General features: G+C 55.3%; 15 protein-coding genes and 3 pseudogenes. 10 read left to right on the top strand and 8 right to left on the bottom strand.

Features of this window, described 5'->3' with window-relative positions:
• The 3 genes from AMR42_RS11360 to AMR42_RS11350 are packed head-to-tail and all read left to right on the top strand — an operon-like array spanning position 1 to position 6154.
• A complete protein-coding gene (locus AMR42_RS11360) occupies positions 1–1230 on the top strand; it encodes a type ISP restriction/modification enzyme (protein ID WP_099533575.1) in 1230 nt (409 codons plus the stop codon).
• Between the two features lie 23 nt (positions 1231–1253).
• Entirely contained in the window at positions 1254–1868 is a 615-nt protein-coding gene (locus tag AMR42_RS11355) for a hypothetical protein (protein ID WP_099533574.1), read from the top strand.
• Between the two features lie 5 nt (positions 1869–1873).
• A complete protein-coding gene (locus tag AMR42_RS11350; protein WP_099533573.1) occupies positions 1874–6154 on the top strand; it encodes a helicase-related protein in 4281 nt (1426 codons plus the stop codon).
• A gap of 146 nt (positions 6155–6300) precedes the next feature.
• Here AMR42_RS11350 and AMR42_RS21175 read toward each other — a convergent pair.
• A pseudogene (locus AMR42_RS21175) lies at positions 6301–6450 on the bottom strand (IS982 family transposase); the annotation flags it as partial.
• Here AMR42_RS21175 and AMR42_RS20460 point away from each other — a divergent pair.
• Positions 6424–6570, top strand: a complete 147-nt coding sequence (locus AMR42_RS20460; RefSeq protein ID WP_158234454.1) for a hypothetical protein — start codon at positions 6424–6426, stop codon at positions 6568–6570. The pseudogene AMR42_RS21175 and the gene AMR42_RS20460 overlap by 27 nt on opposite strands.
• Positions 6571–6671: 101 nt before the next feature.
• On the opposite strand, the gene surE is transcribed toward AMR42_RS20460, so the two are convergent.
• A complete protein-coding gene (gene surE / locus AMR42_RS11340) occupies positions 6672–7502 on the bottom strand; it encodes a 5'/3'-nucleotidase SurE (RefSeq protein WP_099533571.1) in 831 nt (276 codons plus the stop codon).
• A 123-nt stretch (positions 7503–7625) separates the two neighbouring features.
• On the opposite strand from surE, the gene AMR42_RS11335 reads away from it, so the two are divergent.
• Entirely contained in the window at positions 7626–8264 is a 639-nt protein-coding gene (locus AMR42_RS11335) for a hypothetical protein (RefSeq protein ID WP_099533570.1), read from the top strand.
• On the opposite strand, the pseudogene AMR42_RS21600 reads toward AMR42_RS11335, so the two are convergent.
• The 5 genes and pseudogenes from AMR42_RS21600 to AMR42_RS11305 form a co-directional block, all read right to left on the bottom strand.
• Positions 8261–8608 (bottom strand): annotated as a pseudogene (locus tag AMR42_RS21600) (L,D-transpeptidase); the annotation flags it as partial. The gene AMR42_RS11335 and the pseudogene AMR42_RS21600 overlap by 4 nt on opposite strands.
• Positions 8609–9233: 625 nt before the next feature.
• On the bottom strand, positions 9234–10055 hold the full coding sequence (locus AMR42_RS11325) for a bifunctional 4-hydroxy-2-oxoglutarate aldolase/2-dehydro-3-deoxy-phosphogluconate aldolase (protein ID WP_099533569.1): 822 nt from the start codon (positions 10053–10055) through the stop codon (positions 9234–9236).
• A complete protein-coding gene (gene minE / locus AMR42_RS11320; RefSeq protein WP_099533568.1) occupies positions 10030–10428 on the bottom strand; it encodes a cell division topological specificity factor MinE in 399 nt (132 codons plus the stop codon). Before minE ends, AMR42_RS11325 begins: the two co-directional genes overlap by 26 nt.
• Before the next feature lie 252 nt (positions 10429–10680).
• Positions 10681–11490, bottom strand: a complete 810-nt coding sequence (minD, locus tag AMR42_RS11310; protein ID WP_099533566.1) for a septum site-determining protein MinD — start codon at positions 11488–11490, stop codon at positions 10681–10683.
• A 160-nt stretch (positions 11491–11650) separates the two neighbouring features.
• The gene (locus tag AMR42_RS11305; RefSeq protein ID WP_143473039.1) at positions 11651–13195 is read right to left on the bottom strand and encodes a septum site-determining protein MinC; all 1545 of its coding nucleotides are present in this window, start codon (positions 13193–13195) and stop codon (positions 11651–11653) included.
• 196 nt (positions 13196–13391) lie between these two features.
• Here AMR42_RS11305 and AMR42_RS11300 point away from each other — a divergent pair, with 196 nt between their 5' ends.
• Positions 13392–14723 carry an N-acetylmuramoyl-L-alanine amidase gene (locus tag AMR42_RS11300; RefSeq protein WP_099533564.1) on the top strand — a complete coding sequence of 444 codons (1332 nt, stop codon included), beginning with the start codon at positions 13392–13394 and terminating at the stop codon, positions 14721–14723.
• Between the two features lie 84 nt (positions 14724–14807).
• Here the strand turns inward: AMR42_RS11300 and AMR42_RS11295 are convergent, their stop codons facing one another.
• Positions 14808–15485: a Uma2 family endonuclease gene (locus tag AMR42_RS11295; protein ID WP_099533563.1), complete on the bottom strand. Its 678-nt coding sequence runs from the start codon at positions 15483–15485 to the stop codon at positions 14808–14810.
• Between the two features lie 254 nt (positions 15486–15739).
• On the opposite strand from AMR42_RS11295, the gene lysS reads away from it, so the two are divergent.
• The 4 genes and pseudogenes from lysS to AMR42_RS11275 form a co-directional block, all read left to right on the top strand.
• The gene (gene lysS / locus AMR42_RS11290; RefSeq protein ID WP_099533562.1) at positions 15740–17353 is read left to right on the top strand and encodes a lysine--tRNA ligase; all 1614 of its coding nucleotides are present in this window, start codon (positions 15740–15742) and stop codon (positions 17351–17353) included.
• Positions 17354–17440: 87 nt separating this feature from the next.
• Positions 17441–18526 carry an RsmB/NOP family class I SAM-dependent RNA methyltransferase gene (locus tag AMR42_RS11285; RefSeq protein ID WP_199858162.1) on the top strand — a complete coding sequence of 362 codons (1086 nt, stop codon included), beginning with the start codon at positions 17441–17443 and terminating at the stop codon, positions 18524–18526.
• 90 nt (positions 18527–18616) lie between these two features.
• On the top strand, positions 18617–19366 hold the full coding sequence (locus AMR42_RS11280) for a hypothetical protein (protein WP_143473038.1): 750 nt from the start codon (positions 18617–18619) through the stop codon (positions 19364–19366).
• Positions 19367–19723: 357 nt separating this feature from the next.
• A pseudogene (locus tag AMR42_RS11275) lies at positions 19724–20270 on the top strand (hypothetical protein); the annotation flags it as partial.

Here is a 20270-nt window from a genome sequence, read left to right as displayed (position 1 = left end):
ATGACGCAAATCTACCACGCCCATCTCTACGGCACTCGTGACAGTAAGTATGACTGGTTGCAAAACCATGATGTGCTGTCAACGAATTGGCAAGAACTGAAACCCCAAGCACCGTTTTATTTATTGGTTCCTCAAAATACGGACTTGCTGGGTGAGTATGAGCAGGGCTGGAAGATTACGGATGTCATGCCTGTAAATTCAGTGGGTTTGTACACGGCAAGAGATCACTTAGCTATTCAATGGAGTGAGAAGGAGTTAGAGAAAATATTGGCTGAATTTATTTCTCTACCGATAGAAGAAGCACGAGATCAGTTTCATCTAGGTAAAGATTCACGTGATTGGCACGTGAACCTTGCTCAGAAAGACATTCAAAAAACAGGTTTAGAACAGTCAAACTTCAAGGAGATATCATATCGACCTTTTGATAAGCGTTTTACTTTTTATACTGGCAACTCCCGTGGTTTAATCTGCATGCCACGATCAGAAGTAATGAGACACCTGTTGTATTTTAATAATCCGGCTTTATGCTTTATTCGCAGAAGCCGAGAAAATATTTTTTCTAATTTCTGGGTGGCCAACCAATTAATAGATAAAACAATCTTATCTTCTGCTGATAATGCTAATTGCGCTCCCCTCTATCTCTATCCCGATCGCACTGAAATCACTCAAGACCGTCGCGTCAACTTTTCCCCTGAATTTCTCAAAGACCTCACAGCTAAACTCGATACCACCCCCGCCCCCGAAGCCATCTTTTACTACATATACGCCGTTTTTCACTCTCCCACCTATCGCCACCGCTACGCCGAATTTCTGAAAATCGATTTCCCCCGTGTCCCCCTCACCCGCAACCTTAATCTTTTCCAGAAACTCGCGGCCTACGGTGAAGAGTTGGTATCCCTGCACCTGATGCAGTCGCCCAAACTTGATGCATTTGTCACTGAATTTGAGGGTAATCTCAACCCTGTTGTTGATGCCGGACATCCCAAGTATGTAAAGGGAAAAGTTGTGATTAACAAAAAAGGTGATGGCTTTACGGCCGTACCTGAAGAAGTCTGGAGTTTTTATGTAGGTGGCTACCAAGTCTGTCAAAAATGGCTCAAAGACCGCAAAGGTCGCACTCTCAGCCCAGAAGACATTACCCATTACCAGCGCATCATCGTAGCCCTGCAAGAAACTATCCAGTTGATGCAGAAAATTGACGAAGCCATCCCTGCTTTTCCCCTTGAGTAACCCCAACAGAGAGGATTCATACAATGCCCAGAGCCGCCATTATTCAGCCCGATCAGTCCTACACCTTTGCCGACTACTTCAAACTCAACTTTGCCCCGCAAGACATTCTGACGTACTTCAACGTTTCCCTCCAACGCCGCTCCTTAAACCTGCCTCGCTATTCCGGTAGCCTCGATCGCCTCACCGATCTCAAAACTCGCATTGAAGAAAGCCTGCCCCGCCTCAGCCTCACCAGCGAAATGGCACGCCGCGAATTTTTGATCGCCCCAGTGCTAACAGACGTGTTGCACTACACCCAAGCCACCCTCAATGTTGAGTATCCCGTTGCCGTCAGCAATCAACTCAAAGGCTCTCTCGATTATCTGCTGCAAAATGGTCAAGCCTTTTTGGTGATCGAAGCCAAAAACGAAGACTTGGAACGAGGCTTCGTGCAACTGGCGATCGAACTGATTGCACTGGATCAATGGATCGAGTCAGAGCAGACCGTCCTGCAAGGGGCAATTTCAACCGGAAATATTTGGCAGTTTGGGCAATTTGATCGCCAAACTCGTGGAGTGACCCAAGACCTGAATCTCTACCGTGTTCCTGCCGATTTGGAAGACCTGCTGCGAATTCTTGTCAGAATTCTTGAACCCTAACCTCTATGCTTGAAGCCGTCATCCAAGATCAGATCCGCCAACAACGCCCCTATTACCTACTTCAAGGCAATTCGGTTAAAGGAGTTGGTGGTCAATACTGGCTGGTTTTTCGGCATCGAGACGCTGAACAACATTTGGCGAGCGGGGGAAACTTCCTAAAAAACATCGTTTCCTTACTAGGTTTTAAAGATAAAGCAGTTTCCCATAAGGTAATTCGGATTGATCCCAGTGCCGCCAAAGTTTACACCTACAATCCCCGCACCCCTGGCGATCTCCCTTCTCCTGCACTGCTCCGCACAGGCAATCTCAAAATTATTGAGCAGTTCTTTGTTCTAGAGCGAACCACCAAAGAACCCGCGCTGCTCAGTGGCAGTTTCCGAGAAATCAAAGGTATCAAGCGCCGCTACAACCTACCTATCCAACTTGATACCTACAACAAGGTAACGGCTCAAATGCTGGAACGGAGCAGTATTTATCGCCGCTCCACTGCTTATTTTGATAGTGGCGTTCTCAAACTCTACGAAGAACCCCTGCAAACCATTGTCCAGACCGAAGGGCAAATCCGGCTGCTCATGGATTGGCAAGGGTTCACTAAACGCGCTGACGTGGCAGAACTGGAAAGGCTGCACAATTCTGACTACCGCGCCCAATTCATCCAGCGCACATTGCGGGAATTTCTTGAAGGACTTGAAGAGAGTGCGTTCAATGGCACTCAAATCATGGCGGAGCTGGTGCGGCTTGGTTTCTTGGAAATCAAGCTAATCAAGATGAGCCAGGACAGATCGCTCTACCACAAAAAGACAGGCATTTATAGCGATCGCCTCAATAACCACATCCTGCACGAAGGCTCCGACAACTTCACCCTTGCTGCCCACTCACGCAACGCTGAAAGTGTTACCTTCCTCTGGTCATGGGGTTCGCAAGAAGATCAAGAAACGATTGAGCAAAGCATCCAGGAATTTGATAGCGAGTGGCATCGGCAAGACCTTGCCTGCAACCTAACTCAAGAATTTCTCCAGCAGGTGTTGCAAGAGTGCGATCGCCGGAGCCAGCAACGGCAACCTCGAATCGAGCAAATTACTCCTGACGAACTTCCTCCCGGCGAGACAACCGAAGTCAAAATTACAGGCGACAACCTGGATCAAGTTGATACGATTACCATCCCCGATAACCCACTGGTTGAAGTCAACATCACCGCACAGACCCCAGAGGAAATCGCAGCGAATGTCACCGTATCGCCCGATCACCCACCCCAACGGATTCCTAATTTTCGGGTCAAGGACAGCGCGGGAAGCGAATATAACGTTCAGCCGCAGAATCCTCCCAAAGTTCCCCAAGTTGAAGAACTACCCAATTTTGATGAAATTGAAGGCTTCCAGCAAGCAGTAGAACTCATTCTGGCTGGAAAAAATGGAACCCCCAATGACTTCCTCTACTGGCTGGCCCAACAACGCCCTCGGCAATTTCGGGTTGAGCAAAGCGATCTACTGGATGAACTCGTAAACCAAGGAACGCTGTTTGAACACCAGAAATCAGGAGCGCAACACTGCCTACGGGTCATGCAAGATTTTGGAGTGGCAGTCTGTGCCGATGCTGTGGGTTTGGGTAAAACTCGCCTTGCGGCTGCTGTTGCTCGGCTTTCCCGCCAACGCTTTGAAATTGAACAGGGCGGGCAAGCCAAAGTTGCGATCATCGCTGCCAAAAAACTGCACGACAACTGGAAGCGCGAGATGGGTGAACTCGGTTTTCGGGATAGTGACTACGAGCTATACAACAAAAACCTGATGAGCCGAAAGGGAACAGGCTTTATTGATGACTTCAACCGCTATGGCGGCCCCGACCTGGTGATTATTGACGAGGCCCACGAAGGTATCCGCAACTATAAGAACCGGGTTCACAAGCTCTGTTTGCAAATTCGAGACCGCGATCGCGCCTCTGGACGACAGCGTAACTTCCTCTTGCTGACGGCAACGCCCTGGAACAACCGTCGTGAGGACATCTACAACATCCTTCAGCCATTTCTGACTCGACCAGAAGGCTTCACTGATTCTGGTTTTCCACCGGAACTTGCTCAGTGGTTCCAAAACCGAGAAACGGGAGTGGAGCAATTCACTGACGATTCAGCCTTATTTCGTCGTACCTACCGGGAACTGTTTTTGCAACGCACCCGCCAGATGCTCCGCGATGCCATGCCCGACCTCAACGTTTATGCCAAACGGCAGGCAGAATGGCTCCCTGTGCAGTTTGAAAATAGTACTGAGCAGGCGCTAGAGCAGATCTTCACCCAGTTTGAAACCCAACTCTACATCCCCTTTGCTGACCCCATTCGTTATCTGACAGGCAGTGTGGAACAACGCGCCCTGCTGCAAAACCAGCGCCGATTCTTCCTGCAACGGGCAGAATCCAGTATGTATGCCCTGAAACGCACGATCGTTAACTTTCGGGGCCGGATTGAGCAGATGCAGTCACGATTGGGCGAAGTGACAGCGGATGCCGGCGGATTAAAGCAGTTTCTCTTGCTCCACTACGGGTTTGAGTCAGGGCAGCCGGAACAATTAGACTTCGATTTTCTGGACGATCGAGAAGCCTACGATGAGGACTATGAAGAGGAAGACGACGATGATGAAGATACGGTCGCCGAGCAGCAAGAAAAACGGCAGCAGCTTCGTCGCACCATTGATCTTGCCATTGAGCGTTTGCAGTCTGATCCAAACGAAGCCCGCCGCATCTATGCATTGCTATGGTCAGCCTGTGACAACGACTTGATGCAATTGCAAGACATTCAAGATCTGTTGGCAGATGAATTCATCAGAGACCACAAACGGGAACAGGTAACAGCTAAGGTGCGAGAACTGGTGAGCCAGGGGCGTAAGGTGCTGCTCATTTCCACCTTTTCAGATACGGTTCTCGACTATTACCGCTACATGGCTCAAGACTCAACCATTGTGGGTCAGGGTATTGGCATGGCGATCGGTGGAGCTAAACGCTACTTCCCTGATTCTGACAGTCATGCTATTCAATTTGCTCCTCATAATGCCGTGAAAGCAGGGCGGCAACGTACAGGTATTAAGCGTTTAGAGCTTTTTCGGTTGTTTGCCCCGATTGCAAGCTGTCGTAATCCAGGAGATCGCCCCAGCGCAGAGGACGAAGTTAAAGTGCTGATTGGTTCAGAAACCTTATCTGTGGGTCAAAATCTCCAAGATGCCGACTATTTAATCAATATCGATTTGCCCTGGAACCCAATGACGCTAGAGCAGCGTATTGGACGAATTGACCGACCCAAGCAGCACAAGGCTGAAAATATTTATATCTATTATGCCAACAGTGAAAGTCAGTTGCTGCGTCAGGCCAGCCGTCTTTCCAACCTCAACAAAAAGCTAATTGGAGCAGATGTCGTTAATCAAGATGGAACCCTGCAAGATGTTCCAAACATTAATGATTTGGGTGCTTCAATCTATGGTGACACTCTCTTTGACGACACAATTTTGCCAGGGTATGTAGACTTTATTCGTGACCTGGTTGTGACTAGGCGGCAAACCCAGGAGAATTTTCAGGAAAAACAGTACCGTCAGCAGGAAACCTCGCGAGACCTCTACACCCAGCAAGAAATTCTCTTCTCTGAGGATATTAGCCAACGGCTCAAGGCTTTAGGAGATGACTATCAGGCAAATCCGATTGCTCTAGGCAGGCGAACAGGCGAAAAAGACGAGCCGATCGGGTTAGCTGCTCTGTCAATTCAGTATTTTGGCCCCAACGGCGAACCCATTCCAGACCGTCAAGAGCTAGTTTTCTGGAATGATCAGACGGTTGAGCGGGATGCCTATGGTATCGCCATCTCAACTGCCTTCAAAACACCGGAGGCGGGCGATGTCTTTTCTGCTCGCTATCTTCGTTCAATGGCTCAAACAGCCTATACCCAATTAGTTGCATTAAAGAACCTGCGAGCAAAGGAACTAAGCCAGATGGAGACGATTGAGAATGTCACCGTCACATCAGAGCGGCTCAATAAAATTCAGCAGAGAATTAGTACGTTAGATAGCCTTCCCGATGGACTCGATCGCAAAACGGTGAAAGACACGCTCAGAAAGTTAAACACCTGGAAGAACATCAAGTCAGTCCAGAAATTGTTGCGCGACTACACTGACGGGGCAAAGGCTCAGCTAGAGACTTTAGAATTTGTTACTGAACTGGTTAAAGACACTGACGAGAAGAATCTAATTCTGAGTGATGGGATTAGACCTACTAAGCTCTCGGTCAACCTGCTAGCAATACTTTTAAGAGCATAAGTTGTTGCTCAAACGAAATCTGTTTGAGCAAATGAGCTGGTGTGGCGATCATCGCATACGGCTGAGTTATGAGGGGAGGCGATCGCGCAAATTCAAGGAAAATCTACAGCTTTTGCCTTGCCGAATTCAGTACACGTCAGTGCGGGTTAATCGTGTAGCTCAATTCCCAACACAGCCAAATCGAGGGACGGTTTCTGGGGTTGATGACAGTAGGCAATCAGTTCACTGGGCAGATACACACAACAATTGACCGGACTGCAGTGACGAGAGTGTTCAATCTGGTAACGGTTCTTGAGACTGAAACTCATGGAGTGCTCACGCTGGTGTTGCTTGAAACCATCCTTGAGCAAGCGTCGCATCCATCACGTTTCAAAACCTTGGCAGAAGTCGTCGATTTTGCAGAACAGAGCTTCTAACCTGAGCACGACGGGGTTAGGCTAAGGCTGGTTTGGATTAACACCTCAGCTTAACCAGTCCCGTCTTTCTGCTGCTTCCCCTATTCCGAACTGACATTGGCTTAGGCTGCGGGATTGGGGGCTGGCCCATAGCTCTCGGCCAGTCGATCGATCCAAGGTTGCCAGGGGGTCATCTCCGCCCAATCGGTCAAGTTGAAATGCAAAGGAGTGAGGGTGATGTAGTTTTGCCGAATTCCTTGCACATCGGTGATCAGGGGCGAAGTTTGGCCTCCGGGCATGGTTTCCGGGTCAATTTCTTCAAGCACTTCTCCCGACAGCCAATAGTAGGTGCGGCCACGGGGATCCACCCGCTTTTCAAACAGGTCGTGATAGCGCCGGAAGCCGAGTTTGGTGAGCTGCACACCCGCGATCGGTCCGTCGGGCGCTGGGATATTCACATTCAGCAGCATTGGCCGGGCGGGCGGCTGGGCAATGAGTTGGGCCACCGCTTGCACGGCAAACTCGGCGGCGGCGCTGAAGTCAAGATGACCAAACTTGGCCAGGCTGAAGGCAAAGCTGGGAATATCCTCCAGCAGGCCTTCCATGGCCGCCGAAACAGTTCCCGAGTAGAGCACATCGGTTCCCAGGTTGGGGCCGTGGTTAATGCCCGACAGCACCACATCGGGCTTGCGATCGAGCAGGGCCCCCAGGGCCAGCTTGACGCAATCGGCGGGCGTTCCGGAGCAGGCCCAAGCGGTGACGCTGGGGTGAAACAGGTTAGGAACCAGTTCGGTGCGAATTGGATCCTGAAGCGTCAGGCCGTGCCCCGTGGCGGAACGTTCCCGATCGGGACAAACGATCGTCACTTGGTGACCCGCTTCAGCGCAGGCATTGGCAAGGGCGCGAATGCCCAGGGCAAAAATCCCGTCATCGTTGCTAATCAAAATATTCATGGCGAGATATGCATGGCGGATCGAGAAGGAATAGCCGATCGAGGAGGGGTGGCCGGGAGCCGTTGGAATCCCGAAGAGCAGAACTATTATTGACTATGGCTATTGACTATGACTGCCTCCATCATGGCAACCGAAATCGCAATGCAACCGGCCGCTGCGCAACTGCTGGAACAGACGGCGCGATCGATCCAAAATCCCCAGACCGAGCCTGAGCGTCCGCGGCCGGCCGCCGTGGTGACCGCGCTGAAAACCGTGGAAACCCAAACCCGCCGCGATCGGGTGCAGCTCTCGGAAGGGTCGCTGGTGGGTCGCTGGCGTTTGGGGGTGGTGTCGCCCAAAAAGTCGGCCCAGCGCGATCGGGGGTTTTATTTTCCGGCTTTTGCCCCGGCCTATCTGACCTTTTTGGCCAACGAAGCCACGGGGGCGATCGCCCGGATCAAGAACCGAGTGCAGGTGGGGCCAATTTTTATGGAGTTTTCGGGCCCGGCCCGGTGGGTGGGCCAGCGGAATTTGCTGGCTTTTGATTTTTTGGAACTGGCGATCGGGATTGGCGATCGGGTGGTTTATCGCGGCCCGGTTCGGGGCGAGCGGCCGGCCACAAAGGCCCTAACCCAGGAGCCATTTAACCGCCGGGCGATCGGCTATTTGCCCTTTTTTGCGTTCTGCTGGGCCGGTGAGTCGGGGCTGGCGGCTCGGGGGCGCAGTGGTGGCTTGGCCCTGTGGGTGCGGGATCCAGAGCCAACCAGCCCCGATCGGCCCTAGCGATGGGCCACCACGGGCGTGCCCACCTCTGCCCAGTTGAAATACCAGCGGGAGGTGGACACCGGGAGATTGGTGCAACCGTGGCTCATGGGTGTGCCGAAGTTGTTGTGCCAGTAGGCTCCATGGATGCCATAGCCCCCGTCGTAATACATCGTGTAGGGCACATTGGGCACGTCATAGCCGGGGCCACGCATCCGGGTTGATCGCAGCTTGGTGTAAATCGTCCAAGTGCCGGGCAGGGTGGGTGTGCGGGCTTTGCCGGTGGAAACCGCATCCGTGCGGACTTGGCGATTTCCTTCCCAGGCGGTTAAGCGTTGGTTGCCAATATCGACTTGGAGCCAACGAACATGATCCAGCCGCTTCAGAATCGCCATCGATGCCTTGGGATTGAAGGGCAGTTCCTTGAAGTTCACCAGGCCGGTGCTGGCGGCTTGGGCCATGGCCCGGGTCGATCGCTCCAAAAAGCTCCAGCGTTGATCGGTGATGGCGGCCCAGCGGGGTTGTTGGTCGGGCGTGGGCTGGTTCAAAACGGCCAGGGTTTTGGTCAGTTGCGCCCGCTCCCACTGATCGAAGTAGTAGTGAGCGGCACTGGATTGGGCCCCGGCCCAGGAGGCGGCAAAGGTCACCAGTGCCCCCGCAATCAAAAACTTGGGCCGACGCAACCACTGGGGCGGCCGTTGTCTGAGTTCTCGGGTGCGATCGACCACTCGATCGCGGGTGTCATCGAGTTTTGCCAGCAGCCCTGTCATGGAGGTTCCTAAAAAAAATTTGCAAAATCTGCCAAGTCTGCAAAAAAATCTGCCAAGTTCGCAGCACAGCGATCGAGCAGGCAGATTGTTTCGCATTTTAACCGGGCAATTTTCGTGGGGCCAATGATTGGGGCCACGAAGTGCTTGAAAGATGATCGGTTTCCCAGTTGATTTTCTGCTGTATCCGGTTGATTGGCCAGAATGTTGCCGGGCGGTTGGTCTAGGGGCGGAGATCTTCGAGCGGCGGGGTTGTCTCTGGAAGACAGTGGGGGGCCACTTGTTCAGCCAAGCGACGGGCCCGATCGCGCACTTGATCCCAACGACCAGCGGCCACAGCTTCCGCTGGAAACAGTTCCCCCGACAGGCCGATCGCGATCGCCCCGGCCGCCAAAAATTCCGCCGCATTGGCCAAAGTGACCCCCCCGGTAGGAATCAGCGGCATGGGCAACACGGGCACGAGCGATCGCACGTAGGCTGCTCCGCCGACCGCCGAAATGGGAAACACCTTGACGCTGCTGGCTCCGGCCCGCCAAGCCTGGGCAATTTCCGTGGGGGTCAAGGCTCCCGGCACGATCGGGATGCCGGCCGCCACCGCCGCCGCGATCGCCCCCGAGTCGCCAAAGGGCGCAAAACCAAATTGGGCCCCCGCCGCCACCGCTTCCCGCACCATGGCCGCATCCAGCAGCGTGCCTGCCCCAATTTGACAGTGGGGCAGGCGATCGCGCAGTTCGGCCACCAATTCCGCCGGCCGAACACTGTTCCAAGTAATTTCAATGAGTCGCAGGCCCCCTTCGGCGGCCGCCTGGGCCATGGCCAGCCCCTGAAGCCAGTTGTGCGATCGAATCACGGCGATCGCGCGATCGTGCCGCAGCCGCTGCACCCAGCGCGATCGCACCGTTGCCAAGGTCGTTGTTTCCCCCTTGTCCAATGGCTCCCCCGATTGGAACTGACTGCCCTCCTGCGGTTTCAGGGGGTCTGCCGCATCGCCACTACCCAACACTGACTGATCCACCTTGCTAGGGGGTAATTTCCGTGGGCCCATCAAGGGGCAAGGATTCCAAATCGATGATTTCGTCCGTTTCGGAAGGGGCTTCCGAGATCACACTCTCGATCGGGGTTTCCATGGCTGCGGCCGCTTCCTCCGAGGGTTCGTTGTCCGGGCGCACCCGCCGAATGGGCACATTGGCAATCAACGCCGTGGTGCGCAGGTCGTTTTCCAGCATGAATTGCAATCCCTCGCTATCAATTTCCACATAGCGAGAAATCACATCCAAAATCTCTTGGCGCATTCGATCGAGCGACTGCGGCGAAAGATCAGTTCGGTCATGGGCTAACAGCAATTGCAACCGCTGTTTCACCACGCTGCGGCTGTCGGGATCGCGGGCAAAAAGTTTATCGAGAAGTTCGCTTAACATGACGCAGATAACGCAGCGCGCTGGATCGAAGGGCGATCTGAGGGAAAAAACGAGTTGTGGGTTGAGGGCTGGTTGCCAACGGAGCCAAAACCGCCCGGTTGCTTGGTTTTGTGCCGGTCATGGGCCCCGGGCGATCGCAACAGCCCTTGCAGTCAAGACACACCACCCAAGGGATGAGACCAGCTTGGCCAAGGTTGAGCCAGCGGTCAGGGAGCTTCCAGCAGCCGATCGGGAGCGGCTCGCCCATCCAGGCTAACCGCGAGGGCTACCCTTCAGCCAGCGCTTCAGCCGCTTCAGCAAGGAATCGTGGCTGGCGGTGAGATCTAAAAATTCCACGTTTTGACCCTCCAGACGGCGCGCAATGTTACTAAACGCCATCTTGGGCACGGAGACTTGCTCCGACAGCACCAGCGGTTCCCCTCGGTTGGTGGAGGTGATTACCCGTTCATCGTCGGGCAAAATTCCCACCAACGGAATCGCTAAAATTTCGCGCACATCGTCCACGGACATCATGTCGTTGGCTTGCACCATTTGCGGCCGCAGTCGGTTCACCACCAACCGAACGTTTTTGATGCCCTCGGCCTCCAGCAGACCCACCACCCGATCGGCATCGCGCACGGCGGCAATTTCGGGAGTGGTGACGATGATGGCTTCACGGGCGGCGGCGATCGCGTTGCGGAAGCCCATTTCAATGCCCGCTGGACAGTCCACCAACACATAGTCAAAACTTTTGGCCAGGGTCAAAACCAACGCTTTCATTTGGTCGGGGGTGACCGATTCTTTGGTGCGGTTTTGGGCGGCGGGCATCAGCACCAATCGGGGCTGTCGTTTGTCGCGCACGAGGGCCTGCTCCAGGCGGCACTCACCGGCCAGGTATTCCACGGCGGTGTAGACCACGCGATTTTCCAGACCCAACAACAGGTCTAGGTTACGCAGGCCAAAGTCGGCATCCACTAGCGCCACTTTTCGCCCCAGTTGCGCCAGGGCCATGCCCAAGTTGGCGGTGCAGGTGGTTTTGCCTACGCCACCTTTGCCGGAGGTGATTACGATGATGCGGCTCATGGGATTGCCTGATAGTTGACAACGGCTGAAGGGTCGATCGAGAAGGGTGGATTCAGAACGGCCAAGGACGGTGCGATCGGGCGGAACCCGAAAAGACACCTCAATTTAGCATGGCGATCGAAGGGCGATTTGACTATCTGTCGGGGGTGAAGGTAAGCGTTTAGGCGGGTGGTTCACCCAGGCGCGATCGCACTTCATTTTTGGCAAAGTCGGCGGCCGGTGAGATTCGGATCCCTTTTCCGGAAATGTAAGCCACTTCCGGACAGGGCACATCGAGCTTGGACTCGGGAACCCGGGCCGTGCGGCTGGCAATGCGCACCTGATTGGTCGCCAGGTTCAGGGCCATGATGATGGCGTTTTCGTTGCCATTAATGCCCGCGTGGGCCACGCCACAGAGCCGCCCCCAAACGAGAATGTCGCCCCCGGCCACGATCGCGCTGCCGGGGTTGGCATCGCCGCGAATCACCACCGTGCCCGGATAACGAATTTCCACCCCCGATCGCAAGGTTTTGTCTAAATACAAGCAATCGGGCGCAAGGTCGAGGTCAGGATCGGCCGCGATCGGTTCCTGGGTGGGTTCGGGCGGTGTGAACTGAAGGGCATAGCCCATTTCGATCGCCAGGGCTGCGGTGGCGGGATGGTTGGTTTCCACCCGGGTCAGCCGCAATTGCACCTCCTGAAGGGCATCGGCGATCGCCTTCAGTTGCCTGGCTTCCAAGGTGCGATCGATCGCTTGCAGCGTGACGGGCCCGTCGGGTGTCCAGCCCCGCTCCCCCCCATACAGCCGATGCATCAGTTGTTGCCACAAATCAGTCCAGGCCAAGCCCCGATCAGGCTGGTCGGCCACAAAGTCCGGCGGCAGCACCAGGCGCACCGGTTGGGTTTGATCGGCGCTTTCTTTGCTGTCTTTGGTGTTGCTGGTTTTAATCTCGGAGGGTTTGACCTCGGAGGGCTTTTGGGCAGAAGGATTGATCTCGGCAGCCGGGATAGGTTCGACAGCCTCAGGAGCCGCCGCTTCTGGCTGGGATTCGACTGGGGATTCTGGCGATGATTCCCGACCCGTCGCGGGTTCTGTCTCCGCAGATTCAGCAGATTCGAGAGATCCAATAGATCCAGTAGATCCAGTCAATTCAGCCCAGCCCGGAATCCAAAGGCGCACTTGGGGCCCCCGTTCCCCGGTCAGATCCGCCACGGGGCGATCGGCTCCCGTCAGCAATTCCCGCGCCAGCTTGGCCGCTTCCGGCGACAGGGGCGGCAACTCGGCCACGGGAACTTCGCTGCCGGTTTCCGAGCTGGGTTCGGTGGGCGATTCAGCCGGGTCAGGCGCAGTTGAAGGCTGTTCGGCCGGCTGCTGGGTGGTTGCGGATGTGGAGGGCAATTTGGCTCCCCGCAAGGGCATCGCCAAGGCCGACACCAAATCATCGGGCAAGTCATCGCCGTGGGCCACCGGCCGATCGGGTAATTCCTCCGGCTCTGGCAAATCTTCTAAGGCTTCCAGGTTTTCTTCTGCAAGGGTTTCTAAACTTTCTAAATTCTCTAAACTTTCTAAATTCTCTAATTCTTCAGGATGTGGGTGCTCAGAAAATGCAGCAGCTTCAACCATGATCAGCAAACCGGGCGATCGACCCGACAACGGATCTATGCAGTGTACCGGACGGCCGCCGGCTCCGTTGCTTGCGGCTCCAAAACGGCAAATTTCGAGCACGGGGCGGACAATCCCAAATTCCAACTCAAATCACAACTCAAATCGCAACCCAAATCCCAAGTCGGTCACCCCATAGACCTCTTGCGCGAATCAGCCGCGCGATCGCCCTCGGGATGATTCTGAACAGCACCGCATCCTAGTGATTTTTTGGAATCGGGTGATCTAGCATTGGTCGAAGTTCGATCGAGAGTAATTCATGGGGCGGGTTCTCCTTTCAGCGGGCCATGGGGGCTATGAAAACGGGGTTTTGGATCCTGGCATTATGGCGGCAGGAACCACCGAAGCCCGGGAAATGATTTGGCTGCGGGAAGCCACGGCCCAAACCCTGCAACGACAGGGCATTGAAGTGCTGACGGTTCCCGATGACTTGAGCCTGCAACAGACGATCGCTTGGATCAATGCCCGAGGACGCGCCGGGGATGTGGCCTTGGAAATTCACCTGGATGGTTCCAGCAACCCCGCCACCCGAGGCACGACGGTCTATTTCATTGCGAATAATCAGGTGCGCCAAACCCAGGCAGAAATTCTGTTGCGATCGACCCTGGCGCGGGTTCCCCAACTCCTTTCGCGGGGGGCATTGCCCGACACGGCCACGGGGTTGGGGAATCGGCTGTTTTGTCGTCAACTCACGGTTCCTTCGCTGTTGGTGGAAGTGGGCTTTTTAACCAACGAGACCGATCGCGCGATTCTCAAAGATCAAGGTTGGGGCATTGCCACCGGCCTCAGCGATGGCCTGCAACAAATTTTGCTGGAATTCCCCGCCCAGCCCTACAGCAGCATTCAAATCGAGGTGAATAATCAGCGCTATCCCGAGCGGGGCGTGCTGATCAATGGCAATTCCTACATCCCGATCGACCTGGCCGATCGTCTGGGCATCAAAGTGGCCACCAACCCGCAAATCGTCCGGGTGCGCTACCAAAACATCGTTTACTTCAAGGCGATCGACCTGCGGCAATACAACATCTCTGTGGGTTGGAACAGCCAAACCCGCGCCGTCACCCTCCGCACCAACCTCTTGGTTTCCAACACCCTGAAGGGGCAAATTATGGGACTGGGCAGCACCGTTGATGCCCAAATGCTGACCTTTCTGAGGGCCTTTAATCCCAATGCGGGTAGCCAATTTCCCGATTTACCGCGTCTTTACCGCGAAGAGGCGATCGCCGAGGGGGTCAATTTTGATCTAGCCTTTGCCCAAATGTGTGTGGAAACGGACTTTCTGCAATTTCCGGGCCCCACCAAATCCAGCCAAAACAACTTTGGGGGGCTGGGGGCCTTGGGGGGCAATCCCGAGGGAGCTTCCTTTGCCAGTGCGCGGCTGGGGGTGCGGGCCCACATCCAACACCTCAAGGCCTACGCCAGCACAGAACCCTTGGCGAATGCGGTGGTGGATCCTCGGTTTAGCTTTGTGCCGCGCGGCGTGGCTCCCACGGTGGCGCTGCTGAGTGGGCGTTGGGAGGCGGATCTGAACTATGGTGATAAGATTTTGTCCCGCACGCGCCAGCTCTACGAGGTTTCTGGGCTGCTGTAGGGGTGATGCTGTAGGGGTGATATTGGCCACAATCCCGATGGCTGCGATCGCTGATGGTGGTTACTCGGGCGGTCACTCAAGGCCCTAGGGAGCGATCGCATCGGGATCCAAACCCAGTTCCCGCAACCGGGCCGCCAGCCGATCGGCCCGCTCCCGTTCCTGATCGGCCCGTTGCCGCTCTTCCAGCAAGGTGGAAAAGGGCCGGCCATCGGGCCCAAACAGGGTGAGAGTTTCTTCATCCAGTTGGCAGCGAATGCCCAGCCGAGGACTGACCCAGTTTTGGGGATTCTCAACGGGTTCCAGATCGCCCCTGTCTCCCCGCGTCAAAATGTTCAATTCATTGCGATCGGGGTCATAGATGTAATATTCCTCAACGCCATAGCGGTTATAGAACATCTGCTTTTTCAGCATTTCCCCAAAGCGATTGCCCGGCGACCAAATTTCAAACACCACTTGAGGGGCGATGTTGTGTTCGCGCCACTGCATATAGGAACCCCGATCGCCCTTGGGAACCCCAAAAACAACCATCACATCGGGCGCTTGGCGAATGGTGTTGCTGCCTTCCAGGGGATACCAAAGCAAATCACCGGCCACAAACACCTGCGGATCGTCACTGAAAATGGTGGCGAGGTTGCTTTGAATAGTTTGGATCCAGTGAAATTGCTTTGTGTTGTCTGCCATCGGCTGGCCGTCACTGTCGGGATATTCGATCGGCTTGGGCTGGACTTTTCCCGGCTCACTGGGGGGAATTTGAGCAACCATCGGTTTTTCCTCAAGATTGCGATTGGTCTCATTATGCCAATGGCCGATCGGCTGGTTTGGACTGGGGGTATTGAAGGGGCGGGGTTAACTGGTTCAATCTGATCAATTTCTAAATGAAGCTTTTTCAGCATCCTTTCGGGGCGATCGCGCGTAAAAGGCCCCAAGTCCCTAAAATGAATAGGCATTTTGCAACCTTGGCATTCTGCACCCATCTTTTTCTGTAACCATTACCTCGTCATCACCGCCCCACCGCCATGAGTTTCTGGGCAGATAAAATCGCCGCCGACGCACAGGGTTCACAGATCGTTAACGATTCCAAAACGCCATCGGGGCGTGTTCACGTTGGCTCCTTGCGGGGAGTCGTGATTCACGACACGATCTATCGCGCTCTGAAACAGGCCGGCAAGCCCGTGAAATTCATCTACGGCGTGGATGATTACGACGCGCTGGACACCGTGCCGCGCTATTTGGATCGGGAAAAATTTGAGCGCTATTTGGGCTGGCCCCTCTGCAATGTGCCCTCGCCCGATGACACCGCACCGGGCGATCGCGCCAGTGATTACGCCAAGTATTTCATGGGTGAATTTCTGGATGTGTTTGAGTATTTGGGGGTGCGGCCCGAGATTTATTACCTGCGCGATTTGTATCGATCGGGCAAGCTGAATCCCGCAATCGATCGCTTCTTGAAAAACGCCCAGTTGGTGCGCGAAGCCTACAAAGAAGTTAGCAAGGCCGATCGCCCCAGCAACTGGTATCCCTTCCAGGTGATTTGCGAACATTGCGGCAAAATCGCCACCACCCAAGTCACCGATTATCAAGATGGCAAGGTGTTCTACACCTGCGATCCCAACGCCACGGACTACACCCAAGGTTGTGGCCATTCCGGTTGGGTTTCGCCCTTCGATGGCAACGGCAAACTGCCCTGGAAAGTCGAGTGGGTGGCCAAGTGGGAATTGCTGGGCGTGACGATCGAGCTAGCCGGTAAAGACCACTCCCAAAAGGGCGGCTCCCGCGACGTGGCCAACGCCATTTCTCGCAAGGTTTTGGGTCAACAACCGCCCTTCCACTCGCCCTACGAATTCATTTTGGTCAATGGCACGAAAATGAGTTCTTCCAAGGGGATCGGCTCCAGTGCCCGCGAAATTGCTGATCTATTGCCGCCACAGTTGTTGCGCTTTTTGATGTTGCGCACGCCGCCCCGAACGGCGATTAACTTTGCGCCCAACTACGAAAGCATTACGCGCGTGTTCCGGGATTACGACAATTTAATCGACAAATATCGCCGGGAAACGATCGCCAATGGGGGCAACCCGCCAGAACTGAATGAAGACTGGATGGCGCTGTTTTATGCCCAGTTGGATGGGGAAATTCAGCCCTACCAACCCTTTGAATTGAGCACGGCCATTTCCCTGTTGCAAGTGCCCCATTTGGATGTGGAAAAGGAAGTGGCAGCGCGATCGGCTGAACCTTTGAGCGATTACGATTGGCAAATTGCTCGCGAACGGATTTCGGCCGCCCAAAAGTGGCTGAATGACTACGCCGATGAAGAAGAAAAGTTGGTGCTTTATCTGGATACAATTCCGGAGCGGGCGAATCAACTTTCGCCGGAACAAATCGGCTATGTGGAAGCTTTGCTGAAAACGCTGGCAACGGTGGAAAGCTGGGACGGCGAATCCCTGCAAACGGCGCTGTTTGCCACAACGCGGGAGCTGGATTTGAAAATGCCGGTGGCCTTTTCGGCGATTTATCTGGCGTTTTTGAACAAGGAACGGGGCCCGAAGGCGGGGCCGCTGCTGTCCTATTTGGATCGGCAACTGGTGCTCGATCGCCTGCAAGCGGTGTTGGATCTGAATCGCGCGGCGGTTTAAGGAACCATTGGAGCGCTGATCCGGGCTGTGATCCTGGGGGCAAGGGGCTTAAGTCCCTTGTCTACTCATCTTTGGGGGCGAGTGGAGATGGGCAAATCGAAGAAACGATCGGCTAAACCAGCGGACTCGGAAGCGATCGCACTGGAGCCGTCGCGTCTGTTGCTGAAGCTAGCCGATCGCCTGTTTGGGGAGACGGCCGATCGCGCGGCCTTTGTCCACAGCCTCGGCCAGGCCCAGCGGTTTGCGCCCTGTTTGTTGTGGCTGGCCGATCGCCCCGATCCGTTTCCCTTCGCGGCTCTGCCCCCCTTGGCGATGCAACCGGCCTGGGTCGATCGGCTCGATTTGACCGCCGACCAACCGGCCAATCGGCGACCCGGCAAGCATCCCCTGCATGAGGCGGGGGCGTTCTATTGTCTGGATTTTTCCTCGGTGTTTGCGGCTTCGGCCCTGCTGGCGATTCCCGATCGGGTCGATCGGCTGGTGGATCTCTGTGCCGCGCCGGGGGGCAAGAGTGTCTTTGCTTGGCGGGCGCTGCAACCGTCGCTGCTGGTGGCCAATGAGGCGATCGGCAAACGGATCGGCATGTTGGTCAGCAACCTGAAGCGCTGTGGCCTCAGCCCGGCGATCGCCACCTGCGCCGACCCGGAAACCTTGGCCCAGGCAATTCCCGGCTGGGCGGATTTGGTGATTGTGGATGCGCCCTGCTCGGGCCAATCCCTGCTGGCGAAGGGGGAGAAAAATCCCGGCTGTTTCCATCCCCTGACGATCGGGAAAAATGCCAATCGCCAAAAACGGATTTTGGCCAACGCGGCGGCCCTGGTGGCTCCCGGCGGTTGGCTGGCTTACATGACCTGCACCTACGCGATCGAGGAAAACGAAGGGGCCACCCAATGGCTGCTCGATCGCTTTTCCCACCTGGAACCGCAACCCGTCCCGGCCCTGGAGCCTTGGCGATCGACCCACGGGGCTTTTCCCTGCTATCGGATGTTTCCCCAGGAAGGCTTGGGGGCCGGTTCCTTTGTGGTGCTGCTGCGGGATGGGCGAAATGGGCCAGCCAACCCGGAGCCAGTCAATTCAAAGCCGGCCAATCCAGGGCGATCGAGCTTATTCGGTGATCACGAAGCCTTGCAGTCCCTAATTCGTTGGCGATCAGACCGATCTAAGCCGATCTAAACCGATCCAATTAGCAGCAGGGCAATCAGCAACGCATAATGGAGGGCGTTTCGGGCCCAAGCCTTTTTGCTGTTTCACTGTCGGCGTTCCATGCTCGATCGCATTCTTCCGTTGTCCGTTCACTGGTTTCGCCCGATCGGGCCGATCCTGCTCAGTTTGGGTCTGGGTAGCCTCTCGATCGGCTGCACCAACCAAGTCACCACCTCCCAGCCCGCCGCCCAACCGGGAGGCATCGCACTGCCAGACATGGCCCCGGCGGCCCTGTTGCCCAGCCCTTCCGCCACCCCCAACACGATCGCCGGATTACTGAAAACCTGGCCACGCTACCAATCACCCCAGGCCGGCTTTTCCGTGGCGTTTCCCGCCAAGCCCCAGGAAGAAACCAGCCGCGTCCCCACCGAAGTGGGCCCGGCGGAAGTGATTATGCTCCGTTACCAAGACCGACCGGCCAAGCGGTTTTATCTGTTTGCTCACAATCGCTTTCCGGTTCCGGCGGGCACGGGGGTGGATGTGGCCAAGGCTCTGGATGCCAGTCGCGACAGCATCGCCAAGGGCATTTCCGCCAAGGTGGTTTCCGAAAAACCCTTGCAACAAAGTGGTTTTCAAGGGCGCGATCTGGAATTGTCGCGATCGGGCGGTTTCGCGGCCCGGGTGCGAATTTTCTATGCCAACGGAATTTGGTATCGGGCCATTGTGGCGGCCGAAGACGGCAAACTCAAGGTTCCCCAGGTGCAGGCTTTTTTTGACTCAATTCAACTGATGTCGCCCACGGAGCCACGTAAACCTAATGCAGCGCCCGCCCAAAGCAATCCCAGCCCCACCGGCACACCGCGACCCTAGGGGGATGGAGAGCGAGCACCAATGCCACAAGCACCAATGCCACAATGGAGATATCAACGGAAGTCTCGACAGGAGATGTATTGCTAGACGTATCGATCGCGGCCGCAAGCCAACGTCAGCCAACGGATCGGCAAACGGATCCGCTCCCATTGGTCTAGAAGATGCAAACCTGTTTGGATGGGTGCATTCAGGAAATCAGCAAAGAATCTGAAACTCCTGGCCTACGATTGTCTTGCTTGTGGCATCTCAGGGAATGATGAATAGGAGCCTTGGCCTTTAGGCTCTTGCAAGCGTCTGTTCCAGGCGTTTTCCGCAAGTTTTCTGCAAATTTCGCGCCCCCCTTTCGATCGGTTGTTTATGAAGCGAGCTAGTTGGACAGGAGCCAAATCCCGCACCCGCGATCGCGCAGCCCGGGCCATGGCGATCGTGATGTTGGGCAGTTTGGCCACCCCCGGCGGTGGACTGGCGGCCGCGGAAACGGTGGCCCAAGCCTTGCTCCAAGTTCAACCGGCCATCAGCGGCCCCAACCGCAGATCTAGCCCGTCTTCGCCATCCTCCGCATCGATGCCCGTTGCCCAGGCGGCTCCCAATGAATCTCAACCGGCGGATGCTGGGCAAAATTCTGGGCAAAACTCTGGGCAAAACAATTCGGGCAATCAAGGCAATTCCAACAACGGTTCAAATAATAATTCCGATAGTAATAATTCCAATAGCCAGAATAATCAAAATAATCAGCCTAATAATTCAGGCAATTCAGGCAATACTCAAAACAATAATCAGAATAATAATCAAAACCAACAGAATAAAAAGCCCAAGAAACCCAAAAACGATCAACGGGCATTCCAACGCCGAATTGTGTTGTTGGGGGCGGCGGGAATTGGGGGGCTTGGTTTGTTGGGGGGCT

The sequence above is a fragment of the Limnothrix sp. PR1529 genome, assembly GCF_002742025.1.
Classification (GTDB): domain Bacteria; phylum Cyanobacteriota; class Cyanobacteriia; order CACIAM-69d; family CACIAM-69d; genus CACIAM-69d.
Note: the sequence above shows the minus strand (reverse complement) of the source record. Positions and strands in the feature narration are given on the sequence as shown.